The 18,996-nt window shown below is 73.0% G+C and carries 9 protein-coding genes; 3 read left to right on the top strand and 6 right to left on the bottom strand.

Features of this window, described 5'->3' with window-relative positions; translation table 11 throughout:
• Positions 1–274 precede the first annotated feature (274 nt).
• Positions 275–949, bottom strand: a complete 675-nt coding sequence (locus LZF96_RS18345) for a LuxR C-terminal-related transcriptional regulator (RefSeq protein WP_233873613.1) — start codon at positions 947–949, stop codon at positions 275–277.
• Entirely contained in the window at positions 946–1,572 is a 627-nt protein-coding gene (locus LZF96_RS18340; protein WP_233873610.1) for a LuxR C-terminal-related transcriptional regulator, read from the bottom strand. The genes LZF96_RS18345 and LZF96_RS18340 overlap by 4 nt, the downstream gene beginning before the upstream one ends.
• 299 nt (positions 1,573–1,871) lie before the next feature.
• Between LZF96_RS18340 and LZF96_RS18335 the strand changes: the two genes are divergently transcribed.
• From LZF96_RS18335 to LZF96_RS18325, 3 genes are all read left to right on the top strand, one after another.
• Positions 1,872–5,024, top strand: a complete 3,153-nt coding sequence (locus tag LZF96_RS18335; protein WP_233873607.1) for a type 2 lanthipeptide synthetase LanM family protein — start codon at positions 1,872–1,874, stop codon at positions 5,022–5,024.
• Positions 5,025–5,122: 98 nt separating this feature from the next.
• Positions 5,123–5,344 carry a hypothetical protein gene (locus LZF96_RS18330; RefSeq protein WP_233873604.1) on the top strand — a complete coding sequence of 74 codons (222 nt, stop codon included), beginning with the start codon at positions 5,123–5,125 and terminating at the stop codon, positions 5,342–5,344.
• Between the two features lie 144 nt (positions 5,345–5,488).
• Entirely contained in the window at positions 5,489–8,392 is a 2,904-nt protein-coding gene (locus LZF96_RS18325; protein WP_233873601.1) for an AAA family ATPase, read from the top strand.
• A 30-nt stretch (positions 8,393–8,422) separates the two neighbouring features.
• Here LZF96_RS18325 and LZF96_RS18320 read toward each other — a convergent pair whose 3' ends face one another.
• From LZF96_RS18320 to LZF96_RS18305, 4 genes are all read right to left on the bottom strand, one after another.
• A complete protein-coding gene (locus LZF96_RS18320) occupies positions 8,423–9,712 on the bottom strand; it encodes an MFS transporter (RefSeq protein WP_233873597.1) in 1,290 nt (429 codons plus the stop codon).
• Between the two features lie 50 nt (positions 9,713–9,762).
• Positions 9,763–11,028 carry a cytochrome P450 gene (locus tag LZF96_RS18315; RefSeq protein WP_233873594.1) on the bottom strand — a complete coding sequence of 422 codons (1,266 nt, stop codon included), beginning with the start codon at positions 11,026–11,028 and terminating at the stop codon, positions 9,763–9,765.
• Positions 11,025–18,326 carry a non-ribosomal peptide synthetase gene (locus tag LZF96_RS18310; RefSeq protein ID WP_233873591.1) on the bottom strand — a complete coding sequence of 2,434 codons (7,302 nt, stop codon included), beginning with the start codon at positions 18,324–18,326 and terminating at the stop codon, positions 11,025–11,027. Before LZF96_RS18310 ends, LZF96_RS18315 begins: the two co-directional genes overlap by 4 nt.
• Positions 18,327–18,362: 36 nt before the next feature.
• Positions 18,363–18,996: phosphopantetheine-binding protein (locus tag LZF96_RS18305; RefSeq protein WP_233873588.1), on the bottom strand; the 634-nt coding region annotated here is incomplete at its 5' end.

Here is an 18,996-nt window from a genome sequence, read left to right as displayed (position 1 = left end):
GGGGCGGGGCTCCCGGGGCGCCTGCTCCGTTTCCGGGGGCACCGGCCGGCTCCCCGCCCGTCATCGTTCGGTGACCACCCCGTCCCATGGAACCCCGGGGAGTACATCGCCTCTTCTCCCCCTCCTTCCCCGGGAAGCGGAACCCACAACCACGCACACCCCCGGGCCGCCGCGGGCACGCCTCCGTCCCGGTGGGATTCCCATGTGTTCGAGGACCGGGGCGGTGGGCCGGGAGGTGGGTCGAGGTGGCCCACCGGCTGGTCCGGAGGAGCCGTCACACCAGTCCGGTGCGCACCGCCGTGGCCACCGCGTGGGCCCGGTTGCGGGCCTGGAGACGGCCCATCACCTCGTGCACGGTGTTCTTGACCGTGTGTTCGGAACAGCCGATCCGGCGGGCGATGTCGGCGTTGGCGTATCCGTCCGCAACCAGCGTCAGCACCCTGCTCTGTCCCGGGGTGAGCCCGACCGGACCGGGGGCGTCGCCTGCGACGAGGAGCCGGGCCAGAGGCGGATAGGGCAGTCGCCCCTCGCCCCGCCGGGCCCCGCGCACGGCCGCGCCGAGTTGCTCGGGGGTGAGACCGGCCGCGCACAGGACGGCCGGAACACCGCACCGAATGGCCCGGCGCAACCCCGATGGGGTGACCGTGTCACAGACCAGCAGGGCCCGGTGCTCCCCCGGCGGACGGCGGGAGAGCGCCTCCTCGACGGTCGGGGCGACCACGACCACCACGGTGTCCGCGTCCGGCCCCTCCTCGACGACGGGGAGGAGGCCCGCCCGGCGCAGCATGGCGTGGAGAGGGTCCGGGAATCCCGGTGTGTCCCCCGGGGAGGAGGTGCCCCGCGCCGAGAAAACCCGGACCCGCGGCTCGGAGTCGGGGGCCTCCGCCACGGAGGAGACGGAGGATTCCGTGCCGGAAACGGTGGCGAGAACGCTCACGGCGGTGGTCACAGCAGACCCGCCCGAAGCGCGTAGGCCACCGCGTGGGCGCGATTGCGCAGGCGGAAACGCCGGGTGATGTCGTGCACGACGGTGGAGACCGTTCGGGGGGAGTAGCAGAGGCGACGGGCTATCTCGTTGGTCTCATGACCGTCGGCGACCAGACGCAGCACGGCGCGCTCCCGATCGTTGAGGTCTCCCGCGCCCCGGATCGAGACGGGCTCCCCGTCCCCGGCACCGGGTGAGGCGGAACGTTCCAGCAGACGGTCGAGAAGGTCCGGCGGGAGCGTGCAGTCGCCCCGACCCGCCGCGAGAACGGCGCGGGCCAGACGTCCGGCGTCCGCCTCCCGGCGCCGCAGCAGTCCACGGGCGCCGAGGGTGAGGGCGTGCAGGGTCTCGGCGACCGTGAGTTCGCTGGCGACGAGCACCACGTCGGGGGGTCTCGGGGCCTCGCGGGTGGTGCGCAGGGCCTCCAACTCCGGGGCCCCCACACGGTCGACGATCATCACCACCACGCGGGTCTCCCCACCGGGGTCGACCAGGGAAAGGTCCGGACTGTTCAGCAGCGTGCTCCTGGTACCCGCTTCCAGGACCGGGTCGAGCGCGACCACACTGACGGATACGGGGTCTCCCATCGGGGTCCTCCGAGGTTCACCGGCCGGTCCGTGGGGCCGGCTTCCGGATAGGGCTGGATTCAGCGTCGTCCGAACGGCGGGTCGGAACATCGGGGAACGCTACCCAGATTGGGAGAACCCCCTCCCACCAGGTGCGCTGCCCTGCCGGGGGCACCGGTGCGCGGGAACCTGGGCGCGAAACGGAGGCGGCCCCTCCCCCGGGTCCGGGAGACCGATGGGGGACCCGGGTACCCGGGGGACGAAGAATATGGGGGAACTTTCCCCATGTGCGGATCCGGCGGGCCCGGGACGTTGATGAGGTGACTGATTCCGCTGTTGCCCCGGCCCCCCGGGTCCGGCCGTTGTCCCGCGACTGGTGGGCCCCCGGGCTGAACCTGCGCGAGCGACTGAGCGCTCCGGGCACACCGACCACCACGTCCCCCACGGACCGGCGGGGTCCGACCCCGTGGTCCCTCGGCGACGAGGCGGGCTTCACCGCCCGGAGCGCGAGCCTCGGGGTGAGCGAGGCCGGTCTGGTGGCGCTGGCGGGCGAAGCGGTCGACCGGCTGGCCCGGCGTACGGCGAAGCCCGTATGGGCGGAGTACGTGGAGCGGGCGGTGGCCGCCGCACCGGGGGCGGGGCCCCGCCCGGTCGCGGGGGACGACGCCCCGTCCCCCGCGGTCCCGGGGACGGCGGTCACCACGGAAGGGGCCCGGGCCTTCCTCCCCGTGATACGCCCCCTGATCGTCCCGGCGTGGGCCGCGGTGGCCGAGCGGGTCCCCCTTTCGGGTGACGAGTTGACCGTGGCCCGCGTGGCCTTCGAGGATCGGCTGGGCGACCGGTTGACCCGTCAGGCCGGCCGCGCCCTGGTGGGGGAACTGCACGCCGCCCGTGCCGCCGGCAACCTGGTGGGGAACACCTCTCGGGAGCGGTTCGACTCCTTCACCGCAGCCGCGGGAACCCGGTCGGGCCTGACGGAGCTGTTCACCCGCTATCCGGTGCTGGCCCGTCTGCTCGGCCAATCCTGCGTCCTCGCGACGGCGGCCATGACGGAGCTCCTGGAACGGTACGCCGCCGACCGACCGGCCCTGGTGGAGACTCTTCTCGGGGGCGAGGACCCCGGGCCCCTGACAGGTATCGAGATGGACCGGGGGGACTCCCACCAGGGGAACCGTTCGGTGGCCGTGCTGCGGTTCGCCGGTGGCGCCCGGGTGGTCTACAAGCCCCGCCCGTTGGAGCAGCACCGGCTCCTGGAGGACTCGGTGGCCTGGATGAACGACCGGGTGGACGGCCTGGACCTGCGGACCCCCGGGTCGCTGCCGCGCGCCGGATACGGCTGGTTGGAGTACATCCGGCACCGGGGCTGCTCCTCGGTGACCGAGGTCGACCGCTTCTACCGCCGTCAGGGTGCGCTGTTGGCGCTGCTGTACGCGCTGGAGGGGGCGGACATGCACTACGAGAACGTGATCGCCTGTGGGGACCAGCCGGTGCTCATCGACGCCGAAACCCTGCTGCACCCCGGTTTGCCACCGGCGCTGACCACGGGTCCCGACCCGGCGGCGGAGGCCCTGGGTTCCTCCGTGCACCGCACCTGTCTACTGCCCCAACTGCTCATCGGCGAGAACGGTGCCGTGGACATCTCGGCCCTGGGCGGTCCCGGTGGCGAGGCGTTTCCCGCCGACGGACTGCGCTGGGTGGGGGCCGGCACGGACGATATGCGGGTGGTTCGGGGACCGGTGGCCTGTGAGAAGGGACGCAACCGGCCCCTGCTCAACGGCGGTACCGCGGGTCACGCCGATCACCGGGCAGCGCTGCTGGAGGGTTTCCGCCGCGCCTACGACACGATCGGCGAGCATCGGGCGGGGCTGCTGGGTGCCGACGGGCCGGTGGCCCGTTGGGCGGGGAGCCCGGGTCGGTTGATCGCCCGTTCGACCCGGCTGTACACCACGTTGCTGGAGGAAGCCGGTCACCCGGCGGTCCTCGGTGATGCCCTCGCCAGGGACGCGGTGTTCGCCGTGTTGTGGACCGAGTCGGCGCACGACCCGCTCCGGCGGCGGCTGATCGAGGAGGAGATCACCGACCTGTGGTCGGGAGACGTACCCGTCTTCTTCCACCGGCCCCGGGAAACCGCCGTGTGGACGGCGCGCGGCGACCGGCTGGCCGGGGTGCTGCCGGTCGCGGGTCTGGGATCGGCCGGCGGGAAGATCGCGGGTATGGGGGAGGTGGACCGGCACCACCAGGAGTGGGTCATCTCCGCCACCCTCGCCGTCACGGCGGTCAACTCCGGTGAACGGCGGTCCCGTTCGGTGCTCGCCCCACAATCCGCTCCCCCGGTCGCGCCGGAGGCGTCCCGACTCCTGAGCGCCGCCTGCGGGATCGCGGACGAGATCGCCGCGCGGGCCGTGCACGGCACCGACCGGGTCAACTGGCTGGGCCTGGAACAGATCACCGACGAGCACTGGGCGGTACTGCCGATGGGAGCCGGTCTGGCCCAGGGGTACTGCGGGGTCGCCCTGTTCCTCGCCCAGATCGGCGCCCTGACGGGTGGTCACCGCTACCTCTCGCTGGCACGCCGGGTGGTGGAAGGCCTGCCCGGGTTGCTGTCCGCGCTGGTCCGCGACCCCGCGCTGAGCGCCGCCGCCGGTCCGGGCGCCCTGAACGGGCTGGGCGGAATCGCCTACACCGCGGCGCGACTGGGTCCGCTGCTCGGTGGGGACCCGGTCGACTGTCTGCCGGATTCCCTGGCGGCCCTGGAGCTCGCGACCCTGTCCGCCGAGGCCGGGGACGGTTCCGGGAACGTGGCCGATGGCCTGGCCGGAGCCCTGGCCTGCACGCTCGCGGTGTGGGGTGTCAGCGGCCTTCCGGGCTCCGCCCGGCTGGCCGACTCCCTCGCCGACCGGTTGGCGACTCTTCCCGCCGCGGGTTCCGGTGGTCCCGGATTCGCCCGGGGCGAGGCGGGTACGGCCTGGGCGCTGCTCCGACACGCCGGGATCCCCGGTAGTGGGGTCCCTCCGACCGTCCGTGAGGACGCCGCCGGCTCCCTGCGGACCGCCCTCGCCCGCGCCCTGGACCGCCCCGGCGACCTCACCTGGTACGACGGGCTCCCCGGCACGGCGATGGCCGCGGCCGACGCACTGCCCGGGGAGCACCGGGGCGATCTCGAACGCTGCGCGACGCTCTTGGGCTCCCGCCCCCTGCCCCTCGACCTGAGTCCCCGACACGGTGCCACGGGCGTCCTGGAGACCCTCGCCGTCCTGGCCGCCCGCGGCGAGGGCAGGGCCGCGCAGCTGCTGCGCGCCCGGTCCGGGGAGTTGCTCGGGCGGATCGAACGCCACGGCCCCCGATGCGGCACCCCCGAGCAGGTGCCCTCCCCCGGTCTGCTCAGCGGCCTGGCCGGCATCGGCTACGGCCTGCTGCGCCTGGGCTTCCCCGCCGAGGTTCCCTCGGTCCTCCTGCTGGACACACCGTCCTGACGGCCGAACGCCCCCGAGACCACCTGTTCCACCCGACCTCCCCACCCGATCCGACCGACACGTTCCCCCACCCCCACCCCCGCGAAAGGACCGTTCCCATGCCGCAGCGCACCACTGCCCCCGCCACCCCCGCCACGCGTGCCGAGACCACCGTCCCCACCCCGCGCGACGGGGACCCCACCGGTGGGATCGCCCTGGGCGGGCGCAACAAGACCTGCGCCAGGGCTCGCGCCCTGGCGGGCATGGTGCTGACGAGCGGCGTCGTGGTCACGCTCGGCACCCTGGACACCAGCGTCTCCGCGCCCGGCGGCATGGCCTGAAGGCTGACCCGAACGACCGGTGCGGATCACCCCGTGGACGGGGGTGATCCGCACCGGGGCGGAAGTCGTGGAACCGGGTGGGAACGGTGAGCGCCACGTCCCCCTCCCGACGTGATCCCCACTCCCCGAGTACACTCCGTCCTCATGCGTTCTCGTGCGCCGAACATCGTCGGACGTGACCACCACCTCGCGCGGCTGGAGCAATCGCTGGCAGACGCGCGGCGGCAGCGAGGTGGGGTCATCTTCCTGACGGGAGAGGCGGGCATCGGTAAATCGCGCCTCGCGGCCGAGGCGGCCGGAATGGCCTTCGACTCCGGGATGCGGGTACTGCGCGGACGCAGCAGCACCACCGGCCCCACCATCCCCTTCAGGCCGCTCACCGAGGCACTGATGTCGCTGTTCCGCGGCGGCGAGCCGATGGACGACCTGCCGTTGGGCCCCTACCGGCCGGTGCTCGGGCAGCTGATCCCCGAGTGGGGCAACGAGATCCGCGAGGCCGGTTCCATGGTGGTGCTCGGCGAAGCGGTGCTGCGTCTGCTGATCGCGACCGGCCGGGAGCGGGGCCAGCTCCTGCTGCTGGAGGATCTTCACGACGCCGACCCGGAAACCCTGGCCGTGGTCGAGTACCTGGTGGACAACCTCGACTTCTCGCCCGCCGTGCTGCTCGCCACGATCCGCACCGAACCCTGCGACGCGTTGGACATGGCACTCGCGGCCCAACAGCGGGGCAGCGGAACCCTGATGGAGTTGCTGCCGTTGCGCCGCGACGAGGCGCGGGACATGATCGCGGCACAGTTGGGCACCGACCCCGGGAAAGTGCCCGAAGTGGCCCTGGACCGGTTGTGGGACGACAGCGCGGGCAGTCCGTTCATCATCGAGGAACTCCTCCAGGGGATGATCTCCGGCGGTGCCCTGGTCCGGGGCGAGGACGGCTGGCGCGTGGTCGGCGATCCGCGCAGCGACGTGTCGAACACCCTCGCCCGGGGCATCCTGCGCCGCATCGACCGGCTCGGGCCGCAAGGGCTGACCCTGCTCTCCGTGGCGGCCGTGTTCGGCCGCCGCTTCCCGTTGTCGGTCCTCCAGCACATGATCGGAATGGACGACCACGCACTGCTCACCCATCTGCACGCCGGCGTCGCCGCCCAACTGGTCGTGCCCGACGAACCGGCGCCCGACTGGTACGCCTTCCGCCATCCGCTCACCGTGGAGGCACTGTTCACCCAGCTCACGCCCGGGAACCGGGCCGACCTCGCCCGGCAGGCGGCCGACGCCGTCCACACGCTGCATCCGGACCTGGACGGTGACTGGTGTCCCCTCGTCGCCGAGTTGCGCTCCGCCTCCGGGGAATCCGTCGAGGCGGGCCGCCTGTTCGCCGAGGCCGGATTGCGGGCGCTGCGGGGCGGCATGGTGGGCTCGGCCGTCACCCTGCTCGGCCGGGCGGAGGAACTCCTGGCCGACACCCCGGAGATCACCCGCCGCGCGGAAACCCTGGAGGCCCTGCTCCCCGCACTGGCCGAGACGGGTGAGTTCACCCGTGCTTTCGAACTCGCCGAGCAACTGCACGCGTTGGGCGGGGCCGGTCTCACCGCACGTCGGCTCGCCGTCCTGCACACCCGGTTGGCGGGTGTCGCCCACGTGGCCGGACGCTGGGCCGACGGCAACCGGCAGATCGAGCGGGCCCGCGCCGCCCTGAACGGTACGGCGTCGGAACGGGACACCGCCTCCATCGAGGTCACCGCGGCCTATCTGACACTGGACACCCCGGGGGCGGCACGCACCCAGCTCGCCGAGGAGCTGGCCCGCTCCGGGCTGGAGGCCGCCGAACGCCACGAACTTCCCATGGTCGCCTGCCAGGCGCTGGAGCTGTTGGCCACTCTCGCCCGGGAACGCGATGTGGAGGAGGCCACCGGTCTGCTGGAACGGGCCCGATACATCGCCGAGAAGCACCGTCTCCCGTTGCAGCGGATGTACGTGCTCACCCGTATCGGTGGCAACAGGTGGCTCACCGAGGGGGACACCGGGGCACTGCTGACCGCACGGGAGGAGGCCCAGCGGCTCGGATCGGTCACCGTCGTCCACACCATCGACGGCATCCTCACCCTGGACGCCGTGCTGCGCGCCGAGTTCGAGGAGGCGGAGCGGTCCGGCGACACCCAACTGCCGGTGGTGCAGCGCCTGCGCCTGGCCCCCGCCGCACGGTACCTCCTCCTGGCCCGGGCGACGCTCGCGGGTCACCGCGGGGACCGGGCGACGATGGAGTCGACACTGGAGACGTTCACCGACTGGGGCGGCACCGGTTCCCAGGAGGAGCCACTGACGCTCGGTCTGGCCCGCGCGTTCTGTTCCCTGTTGGAGGAGGACCGTTCCCGGGCCGTCCGGGAACTGCGCGCGGTCTCCGCCCTGGAGCGGGAGAACCCGAGCACCTACTACCTGAGCGGCCACTACGGGATCGGGGTCCTGCTGGACGTGCTCTCCCGGGACGCCGACCGCGCCGCCCATCGGAAGATCGCCGCCACCGCTCCCGGCCGGCTGCGCTGGAATCGGCAGTTCCTCGAACTGGCCCGGGCCGTCCTCCTCGGCCGCGAGGGCCGGGGGGAGGAGGCCGGTACCGTCGCGGCCGGGGCGCTGCGACTCGCCGAGCCCTACCCCACCGCCCTGCACCTGGGCCTGCGGTTGGTAGCCCCCGCCGCCCATGAGGACGGCTGGGGCGATCCCGTCTCCTGGCTGCGCCGTGCCGAGCATCATTTCCACCGCACCGAGGTGCCCGATGTGACCAACGCCTGCCGGGCGGAGCTGCGCCGTCTGGGAGCACCGGTGCACCAACACCGCACCGGAACCAGCGGCATCCCCGAGGAACTGCGGGCCCTGGGTGTGACGGTGCGGGAGTACGAGGTCTTCCGACTGCTCCCCGACCGGCCCGGCAACAAGGACATCGCGGATCGCCTGCACATATCCCCCCGGACGGTGGAGAAGCACATCGCGAGCCTCATCACCAAGACCGGCCGTCCGAACCGCTCGGCCCTGTGCGACCTCTCGGCTTCCCTGTGAGGACGACACGGGATCTCCCCGACCTCCCGGTCACCGCATGGCACGGACCGGGCGCGAGGCGAGCGTACCCAGTGCCGTGAGGACCAGGACGAGGGCGACGATCCCGAACATCACGCCGGTTCCCGTGTCGGCGAGCGCCCCGCACATCAGCAGCGAGACAGGGGCGATGGCGTACCCGAGGACCATGTCCAGGGAGATCACCCGGGTCAGTACCGACTCGGGAACGTTGCGCTGGAGCCAGCTGAGCCCGAACACTCCCTGGAAGCCGATCGCGAATCCCATGGTCAGGACCGTGCCGACGGCCACCGCGGCGCTGTCCAGCACACCCAGCACCCCCATGCCCACCGCCAGCCAACCGGCCAACCCCGCCACCAGCAGACCCACCCGGGGGCGACCCGAGACCGTGCCGCCGACCAGGGCCCCGAGGATGGCGCCGCCGGCCAGCGCACCGTTGAGCAGCCCCAGCGTCATCGAGCCGCCGTCCAACTCCCCGCGGGCCAGGGTGGCGAAGCCGATGGTGAACGGCCCCGCGTAGCAGAACGTCACGACGGTGTCGACGACCAGCATGCAGCGGATACGGGGGTCCCGCCAGGCATACCGCATACCGGCCCCGATGCGGCCGAACAGGCCGGAGTCGGCCCCGGCGTCCGGATCGTCCTCCTCTCGCGCCACCTCCTTCTTCGCGGTCTCCCCGGCGGTCTCCTCGGCGGTCTCCCGAAGAGTCCGGACGCGGGAGACACACAGGGCGCAAACGGCGAAGCAGACGGCGTCGACGAGGAAGGCGACGCCCGCGTTGGTGACGGCCACCACGACACCGCCGATGGCCGGGCCGAGCACGGCGCACACCCGGGCGCCGGCCCCCAGCAGGGCGTTGGCCTGGGGCAACGCCTCCCGGTCCACGACCCGGGGCAGGATCGCCACCCGGGCGGGCTGGAAGAAGGCGTCGACGGCCCCGAACAGGGCGGCGGCGACACACAGCATCCAGAGCGTCAACGCCCCGGTCAGCGCGGCCACTCCGACGGCCGCCATCAGGGCGGACCTCACCCAACTGGAGAGCACCATCAGCAGGCGGGGCGACCACCGATCGCCGAGCGAGCCGCCGACCAGGGTGAGCAGGGCCCGGGGAACCGCCTGGAAGACGAGCACGTAGCCGAGGGCCAGGGCGGAGTCGGTGAGGGTGAGGGTGATCCAGGCGAAGGCGATGTAGCTGAAGCCGTGACCGAGTTGGGAGAGTGCCTGGGCCAGCCACAGCAGGCGGAAGGAGGAGTGCCGGGCAGGGCTCCACAGTCGTGACCCGGCGCCTCCCAGAGTGGTCGCCATGAGTGAACCTTTCGGTGCGTGATGGTCGGGATCGAGGGCCGGCTGCGAGGTCAGTAGTGGACGGGCAGGGCGGTGAGGCTGCGGTTGAGCAACGACAGCTGCCAGGTGTGCTCGTCGGAGGCGAGCCGCAGGTCGGGGTGGTCGCGGACCAGCACGTCGACCACCGCGACCGCGACCAGGCGGGCCAGCGCCGCGCCGATGCAGAAATGGGCACCGAAACCGAATCCGAGATGGGAGGTGCCGGCGCGACGGACGGAGAAGACATCGGGGTCGGGGAAGCGCGCCGGGTCCCGGTTGGCCGCCGCGGTGACCAGGAACAGGCGCTCCCCGGCGCGGATGGCGTGCCCGTCCAGCTCCAGGTCCCGGGCCGCGCCGCGAATGGACATCTTGGAGGGCCCGTCGTGGCGCATGGTCTCCTCGACGGCCGCCGCGACCAGTTCGGGGTCCTCCCGGACGGCGGCGAGTTCGGCCGGGTTCCGCAGCAGCGCCAGGACGGTGTTGGCGATGAGGTTGCCGGTGGTCTCGCCACCGGCGAAGGCCATCTGGGTGAGCATCCCGACGAACTCCTCCTCGGTGACCGTGTCACCCACCCGACCGTCGGCCAGCACCGAGCTGATCAGGTCGTCGCCGGGTTCGGAACGGCGCCGTCGCACCAGGTCTCCGAGGTAGTCCTCCAGACCGACCAGGGACCGCAGGGAGGTGCGGTACTCGCGCTCCTCCTGCGCGGCGCCCAGCACCAGATCGCCGACCCTGGCGTTCCAGTACCAGAACGAGGGGCCGTCGGCCGCCGGGACGCCGAGCCATCTGCCGAAGACGAGGGCGGGCAGCGGCCGGGCGATGTCCGCGACGAGATCGCCCGTGGTGCCGGGGGCGGCCCGGCGGGCGAGGACCGTGCGGGTCACCCGTTCCACGAAGCCCCGGTACCGTGCGATGGCACGGGCGGCGAACTGCTCCTGGAAGACCTGCCGCAGCCGCCGGTGCTGTGGCGGATCGTTGAAGACCATCCAGCGGGAGAGGATCCCGAAGGCGCGCTCGGCGTCCTCGCGGGCTCCGTCGGGGACGGCGTCCATCAGCGGTCGGACCCGGTCGGCGGAGATCGCGGGGTCGCGCAGACAGCGCATCACCTGCTCGTGACCGGTGATCAGCCAGGCGTTGTGCATCCGGCTGTGGTGGACCGGCCGGTGATCCCGCAGTGCGTTGAGGTAACCGTAGGGGTCGGCGTTGATCCCCGGATCGAGCAGGTACCGCTCGGCGAAGGCCGGTGTTCCCGGGGCGTCGGTCGGAGTGGTGGGGGTGAGGGTAACGGGTGCGGTCACTTCCGGGCCTCCGCCCTGATCGACTCCAGCAGCGCGGCGGTGCGACGCACCAGCGGCTCGGAGAGCATGGACATGTGGTCTCCCTCGGTCACGTGGACGGTGAGCCCTCCGAGGGCGAGGGCGCGCCAGCGGTCGACGTAGGCGCGAAAGCCCACGTCCAGGCCTGGCATGGGGCGGTCCTCCGGCAGTCGGGCGGCCTCGGTTCCGATCACCAGGTGGATGTGGCCGGAGTGGGGGCGCGGGGTGTAGCGGGCGAGCGCGGTGAGCAGGGAATGCCACACCTCGATGGGCGCCTTCTCGACCATGTCGGCCTCGCCGCGGCTCATGCCCGCGTCCAGCAGGAGGACGGTCAGCTCGGCCGCCACCCGTTCCCGCTCCGGTGAGGGCGGCAGCTCCCGGACCCGATCGCGCAGGGACAGGGCCTCACGCATCCGGTGACCGACCGCGGTGAGCCGGGCGGTGGCCTCCGGACTGGGCAGGTAGGGCTCGATGAGCACCAGGGGGACGATCGGTTGTCCGTCCCCGTGCAGCCGGGTGGCCATCTCGAGCGCGATGTTGGCCCCCATCGACCAGCCCAGCAGGTGGTGCGGACCACCATCCCCCCGTGCCGCCAGCTCGTGGGCGTAGTTGGCCGCGATACCGGGGATGTCCTCGGGGTCGGTGCCGCCGAGCAGGCCACGGGCCTGGAAGGCCCGCACCGGGTACCCCGGCTCCAGGGCCCGGGCCAGGGGTACGTACCAGGCGGCGCTGCCCCCGCTGGGGTGGACGCACCACAGCGGGGCGCCGTCGCCCTCGCGCAGCCGCACCTCGGAGCGGATCACCGGGACCGTCCCGGGCTCCGACTCCCCGTCGGCGCGGGCGGCGAGTCCGGCGACGGTGGGTGCCTCGATGATGTCGCGGACCGTGATCGACAGACCCCGATCGGCGGCCAGGGCGGCCACCCGGACGGTGGACAGGGAACTGCCGCCGATGTGGAAGAAGTCGTCGTGGACACCGATCCGTTCGATGCCCAGGACCTCCCGCCAGACCCCGACCAGGATCTCCTCCGCCGGGGTGCGCGGGGCCGTGTACCCGACCCCGTCCTCCGTCCGCTCGGCGGAGGGTGGCGGCAGCGCCCGCCGATCGACCTTGCCGCTGGTGTTGACCGGCATGGCGTCCAGAAGGACGAACCGGGCGGGCACCATGTACCCGGGCAGTCGGCCGCGCAGTTCGCGGCGCAGCGACCCGACGGTCGGCCGCGCACCGTCCCGGGGCACGAGGTAGGCCACGATCCCGGGTTCGCCGGGCAGATCGCGCCGGAGCATGGCCACGGCTTGGCCGACCCCGGGGAGTCGCCGCAACGCGTGCTCGATCTCGCCGAGTTCGATGCGGTAGCCGCGGAGCTTGATCTGCGCGTCACGACGCCCGAGCCAGCGGACGGAACCATCCGGCAGGTGGGTGCCGATATCACCGGTGCGGCACAGCCGGGCGCCGGGCGGCCCGTAGGGGTCGGGCACGAAGGCGGTGGCGGTCGTTTCCGGGCGGTTGAGGTAGCCGCGGCCGACGGCCAGGCCGCCGAGGTGGATCTCGCCGGGCACGCCCACGGGAACGGGGAGGAGGTCGTCGTCGAGGACATGGACGCGGGTGTTGCGGATCGGGATACCGATGGGCGGACGGCCCCCGCCGGGCCGCAGTCGCGCGGCGACGTTCCACACCGATGCCTCGGTGAGGCCGTAGATGTTGTGGAAGGAGCGGCCGTCGGACCACCTGTCGGCCAGCTCGGCCGGGCACTCCTCACCGGCGACCTGGAGCTGGTCCAGGGCCGGGAAGCGGTCCTCCCCGAGCGTGGCGAGGGCGCTGGGCGGGAGCATCGCGGCGGTGACGCCCTCCCGGATCAGGGTGTCGGCCAGATCCGGGCCGGGGCGCAGGTCCTCGCGGGACGCGGTGCACAGCACCCCGCCGTTGGCCAGTGCCCAGGTCATCTCCAGGATGGAGGCGTCGAAGCCGAAGGAGGCGAATTGCAGGACGCGGACCCCGGGACCGTGGGTGACGATGTCCCTCTGGCCCTCCAGCATGTTGGTGAGACTCCGGTGGGGGATGGCCGCCCCTTTGGGGGTGCCGGTGGAGCCCGAGGTGTAGATGATGTAGGCGGTGTTGTCGGGCGTGATCCCCGGTCCGGGGACCGGGGTGTCGGTGGTCGGCGAGTTCCGGTCGGTCGGGTCGTCCAGCAGCAGTACGGGGCCCTCGAAGGGCACCGTGCCCGTGAGGGCGCTCTGGGTGAGCAGGACCCGCATGCCGCTGTCGCGGGCGATGAACCGCAGCCGCTCGGCGGGGAGCCCCGGGTCCAGCGGGACGAAGGCCCCGCCCGCCCGGTGGACGCCCAGGGCGGCGCGCACCATGTCGGGTCCGCGCTCGACGCAGATCCCGACGACGGTCTCCGGGCCGACGCCCCGACCCCGCAGCCGCTCGGCGATCCCCCTGGCGGCGATCCCCAATTCGGCGTAGGTGACCCGTTCGCCGCCGGAGTGGGAGACGGCGACGGCGTGCGGGGTGCGGGCGGCGTGCCCGTCGACGCACTCGTGGAAGAACAGCGGCGTGTTGGTCCGGGCCGGACCGCGGCCGAGGGCGAGCGTCGCCTCCCGGGCCGCCGGCGGAAGGGCGGGCGGGGTGAGGGGCGCGTCGGGAGCGGTCACCATGTCCCGCAGCAGTCCGTGGTACAGATCGGCCAACCGTTCGGCCGTCTCCGGGGCGACATATTCCGGGTCCACGTCCAGGGAGAAGCCGTCCACGCCGGCGTTGACCAGCAGGGGGAAGGCGGTACGGGCGATTTCGAGGGACTCGTCCCAGGTGTCGCCGGACAACCGGTGGAAGTTGACGAAGTTGAAGACGGCCTGCACCGGGTTGGCCGCGCCCGGGCGCAGCCGGGTCATGGCGGCCAACGGGAACCGGCGGTGCGGCAGCATCTCCTGTTCCGCGGCGAAGACCTCCCGCAGCCGCTCCCGTCGGGTGCCGCGCGGACGCGGCACCCCGAACGGCACGGTGTTGAGGAACAGGCCGCGCATCCGGTCGGCTCCCTCCACCTCGGGGCGACCGTTGGTGGCCACGCCGACGGAGTGGCCGAGGGCCTCGTCGTCGTGCTCCGCGAACAGGGTCATCAGGTGGTGGAAGGCGGTGAGGAGGACGGTGCGGTGCGGCACCCCGGACTCGCGGGCCAACCGACCGATGGGTTCGGCGAGCTCGCGGTAGGAGCGGCGGATCTCGTGGACCACCGGGCCGTCCGCGATCGGCTCGCCGCGCCGGGTGAACGCGACCGGTCGCAGGGTGTCCAGGACCGAGGTCCAGTGACGGGCGCTCTCCTCGTCGCGCAGGGCGGCCCGTTCCAGCGCGACGTACTCGGCGAAGCGCGGCGCGGTCGGCAGTCGCGGCGGTTGGCCGTGGGCCACGGCCCGGCGGTGCAGGTCCAGCAGGTCGGCGATGAGGGAGGTCAGACTCCAACCGTCGAGCACCACGTGGCAGTCGGTGATGGTGAACCGCAGCTCGTGGTCGGTCAGGTGGTGCAGGTGGAGGCGGACCAGGGGTGGGGCGGTGAGGTCGAATCGACGTTCGAACTCGTCGTCGACGAAGCGTCGCATCACCTGGCGCTGCCGCTCGCGGGGCAGACCGCGCAGGTCGGTGTAGCCGACCGGCAGACGGGCCGCGTGGTGCACCAGTTGCAACGGCTCACCCCGGGAGACCAGGTCCACGGAGGTGCGCAGGATGTCGTGCTCGCGCACCACGACGTCCACGGCCGCCTGGAAGGCTTCCCGGTCGAATCCCTCCGGAACGGTGATCTTCAGGTCGGTGACGTTGTGGTAGGCCCCTCGGCGGGGATCGGCCAGCATCTCGTGCAGCATGCCCGCCTGGAGCATGGTGAGGGGGTAGGCGTCCACCACTCCCCCCGGTAGCCGCGCGGCCCGCTCCCGGTCGATCTGGGAGAACGGCGTGTGGCGGGGCGGGGCCGCGGTCGGGGCCGCGGTGTCGTCGGCACGCCGGGCGAGTCCGCCGAGGGTGCGGGCGCGGAAGAGGTCCGCCACGGTGAGACCGAGGCCGGCCGTCCGGGCCATGCCGACGACCCGCAGGGCGAGGATGGAATCACCGCCCAGGTCGAAGAAGTTGGCCTCGGTCCCCACGCGTTCGGCGCCCAGGACCTCTCCCCAGATGCGGGCCAGTTCACGTTCCGCGGGGGTGGTGGGCGGCACGTGGTCGCCGGTGGTCGTGCCGACGCCCTCGACGGAACGCAGGGCGGCCCGGTCCACCTTGCCGTTGGCGGTGACGGGCAGTCGCGGGTGGCGCACGAACAGGGCCGGGACCATGTGCTCGGGCAGGGTGAGCCGGAGCCTTTCGCGCAGGGCGGGGGCGTCGAGCGGCCTGCCCTCGGAGGTCACCACGTGGGCGACCAGGCGGGAGCCGCCGCCGGGGACCGGACGGGCCACCACCGCCACGTCGACGACACCGGGGCAGTCGCGCAGGGCCGCCTCGATCTCGCCCGGCTCGATGCGGAAGCCCCGGATCTTCACCTGGTGGTCGGCGCGTCCGATGTAGGCGAGGTCGCCGTTCGGCAGGAGTCGCACCAGGTCCCCGGTGCGGTACATACGGCCTCCGGGCGGCCCGAAGGGGTCGGGCAGGAAACGCTCGGCGGTCAGGTCGGGGCGGTCGCGGTACCCCCGGGCCACGCCGGCGCCGGCGACGTACAGTTCCCCGACCGTGCCCGGCGGCACCAGACGTCGGGTGTGGTCGAGCACGTAGCCGTGCTGCCCCGCCAGGGGAAGGCCGATGGGTGAGGGCGCGGGCCCGTCGGGGTCGGCCCCGGTGATCTCCCGGAAGGTCACGTGCACGGTGGTCTCGGTGATGCCGTACATGTTGACCAGGACCGGTCGTTCCCCCGCCGGGACGGCGAACCAGTTCCGGTAGTCGCGGGTGTCGAAGGCGTCGCCGCCGAAGACGACGGTGCGCAGCGGCAGGTCGCCGAAGGAGGCGCCGTGTTGGGCCAGGTGGGCGCGCAATCCCTTGAACGCGGCGGGCGTCTGGTTGAGGACGGTCACCCCCTCCTCGCGCAGCAGCCGGTGGACGGCGGCGGGATCGCGCACCTCCTCGACGGCCGGAACGACGACACGTCCGCCGGTGGCCAGTGCCCCCCACAACTCCCAGACGGAGAAGTCGAAGGCCGGCGAGTGCAGCAGTGTCCACACGTCTTTCGGCCCGAAGTCGAAGTGCCGGTCCGCCGCGTCGAGCAGCCAGGCGAGATTGCCGTGGGTGATCTCCACGCCCTTGGGCCTGCCGGTGGAGCCGGAGGTGTAGATGATGTAGGCGAGATCATCCGGTTCCGGGTGGTCCGACGCGCCGTCGGTGGACCCGGTGTTCGGGGCGGGCACCTCGTCGGTATCGGTTCCCCGGACGAGCAGCGTACGAACGGGCAGGCCGCGCAGGGCCGCGGCGCCGGTGTCGTCGGTGACCGCCAGGGAGGCGCCGGCGTCGGCGAGGGTGTCGGCCCGACGGGCGCGGGGATGGGTCGGGTCCAGTGGGAGCTGGGCGGCTCCCGCCCGCCAGACACCGAGCAGGGCGACCACCAGGTCGGCCGACCGGTCGAGGCAGACACCGACCGGCTCGCCCGGTCGGACGCCCGCCGCCCGCAGCCGGTCCGCCAGGGCCCGCGAGGCGGTGTCGAGTTCGGCCCGGGTGAGATCGACCCCGCCGGCGCGCACGGCGACGGCGTCGGGGTCCCGCCGCAGCCACCGCGTCAGCCGCTCGGGGACCGACCGGGGGGAGGAGGTGGGCCCGGGCAGCGGGTGGGCGGGGCTCCCGGGGCCGAGCAGCGACTCGCGCTCCCCGGGGGTGAGCAGGTCGCCGGCGCCCAGCGGGATGTCGGGGCGGTCGGCGAAGAGCCGCAGGGCGGCCGTGGTGTGGTCGGCGAGCCGGGAGACGGTCGTTTCGGTGAAAAGGTCCGGCCGGTAGACGAACACCAGCTTCTGCCGTCCCCCCTCGTCCCGGACCTCCAGGGAGAGGTCGAACTTCGCGGTGGTCAGGTCGATGGACACGGGGGTGCCGACGGCATCGCCGAGGACGAACCCGGCGCCGTCCCGGACCGGGGTGTAGGAGAACAGCACCTGCACCAGGGGGTTGCGCGAGAGGTCCCGTTCGGGAGCGAGCACGTCCACCACGCGTTCGAAGGGCAGGTCCTGGTGGGAGAGCGCGCCGAGGACGCGTTCGCGGGTGTGACCCAGCACCTCGTCGGGAGTGGGGTCGCCGGGCAGGTCGGTGCGCACGACGAGGGTGTTGACGAAGAAGCCGACGAGCCGTTCGGTCTCGGGCCGCTCCCGGTTGGCGACGATGGTGCCGATCGCGATGTCGCTCTGCCCGCTGTGCAGTGCCAGCGCCGTGCGAAAGGCCGCCATGAGGGTCGTGTAGGGAGTGGTGTCGGCGCGGCGGCCGATCCGGGCGACCGTCTCGGACATTTCCTCCGACAACTCGACCGTGTGAACCGCCCCGACCGGGGAGCGGGTCTCGGGTCGCGGATGGTCGGTGGGCAGCTCCAGGGGGGTGACACCCGCGAGCGTGGAGCGCCAGTACTCCAGCGACACGTCATGGTCCGCCCCGCGCTGCCAGACGGCGTAGTCGGTGTAGTCGACGGGCAGCGGGGGCAGGGCGGGGGCCCCGCCGCGGACACGGGCTCGGTGGAACTCGGCGAGGTCGCGCACCAGCACGTCCAGCGACCACCCGTCGGAGACGATGTGGTGCATCGCCAACACCAGCACGTGGTTCTCGTGGCCGGCCCGGATCAGGGTGGCGCGGAAGGCGGGTTCGACGGCGAGGTCGAAGGGACGGAGGGCCGCTTCCCGGACCGCCTCGGCGACCGCCTCCCCGGGGTCCCGGGAGGGATCGTCGGCCGTCGGATCGACCAGTTCCAGTCCGGCCCCGTCGGGGGGCAGGACGCGCTGGGCGGGGACACCGTCGTGGTCGGGGAAGACCACCCGCAGCTGTTCGTGGCGGGCGACGAGGTCGCGGACGGCGCCGTCCAGGGCGGCGACGTCCAGCGGCCCGGTGAACCGCCAGGCGGCGGGCATCAGGTATTCGGTGCCGCCGGGGTCGAGCTGTTCCAGGAAGTACAGGCGCTGCTGGGCGGCGGACAGGGGGGTCTCCCCGGTCCGGGGTGAACGGCGGGGGATGACGGTCGCCGCGGGGGCGACGGACCGACCGCGGAGCCGCTGTTCCAACAGGCGTCGGGCGGCCGGGGAGAGGTCACCGCGGGTGATCGGGGCGGGAGCGACCCGGGGAGTGGTCATGGCGTGTCTTCCCATCTGTCTCGGGAGGCGGTCGGATTACTCGACGGTGAGGGAGAGATCGATCTCGTCCTCGCTCATGGCGGCGATCTGCTCGAGGAGTTGGCGTTCCACTTCGGCGGCGAGTCGCTCGACCGTGGGATGTTCGAAGATGTCGCGGACGCGGATGGGGCAGTCGAACGCGGCCCGCAGGCGGGAGGCGGCGGCCACGGCCCGCAGGGAGTGGCCGCCCAGGACGAAGAAGTCGTCGTGGACCCCCACCTCGGTCACGCCCAGCACCTCGGCCCAGATCTGGGCGGTCACCGTCTCGGTGGGGGTGCTCGGGGCGGTGAAGACGGTCGGGGCGGGCGGTTCCGGATCGGGCAGGGCGGCCCGGTCGAGTTTGCCCTGCACGGTGCGCGGCAGGTGGTCCAGGAGGATGAACGCGGTCGGGACCATGTAGGCGGGCAACAGGTCACGGCACCGCTCGGCCAACGCCTCCCGCGCGACGCCGTCGCCGGTGACGTAGGCGACCAGGGCGGGGGTGCCGCGCAGTTCGCGGACCAGGACTGCCGCGGCGGTGACGCCGGGGCAGTCGGCCAGGACGGCCTCGATCTCGCCGGGCTCGATGCGGAAGCCCCGGATCTTGACCTGGTCGTCGGTGCGGCCCAGGAACTCCAGGTCGCCCGAGGGC

It is taken from the genome of Streptomyces sp. ST2-7A (assembly GCF_021390475.1).
GTDB lineage: Bacteria > Actinomycetota > Actinomycetes > Streptomycetales > Streptomycetaceae > Streptomyces.
The sequence above is the reverse complement of the archived record's forward strand: the minus strand, read 5'-3'. Positions and strand labels throughout refer to the sequence as shown.

Coding starts and splice junctions, on each gene's coding strand:
- LZF96_RS18340 (WP_233873610.1), bottom strand. CDS start 1,572: ATGGGAGACCCCGTATCCGTCAGTGTGGTCGCGCTCGACCCGGTCCTG.
- LZF96_RS18310 (WP_233873591.1), bottom strand. CDS start 18,326: ATGACCACTCCCCGGGTCGCTCCCGCCCCGATCACCCGCGGTGACCTC.
- LZF96_RS18320 (WP_233873597.1), bottom strand. CDS start 9,712: ATGGCGACCACTCTGGGAGGCGCCGGGTCACGACTGTGGAGCCCTGCC.
- LZF96_RS18330 (WP_233873604.1), top strand. CDS start 5,123: ATGCCGCAGCGCACCACTGCCCCCGCCACCCCCGCCACGCGTGCCGAG.
- LZF96_RS18325 (WP_233873601.1), top strand. CDS start 5,489: ATGCGTTCTCGTGCGCCGAACATCGTCGGACGTGACCACCACCTCGCG.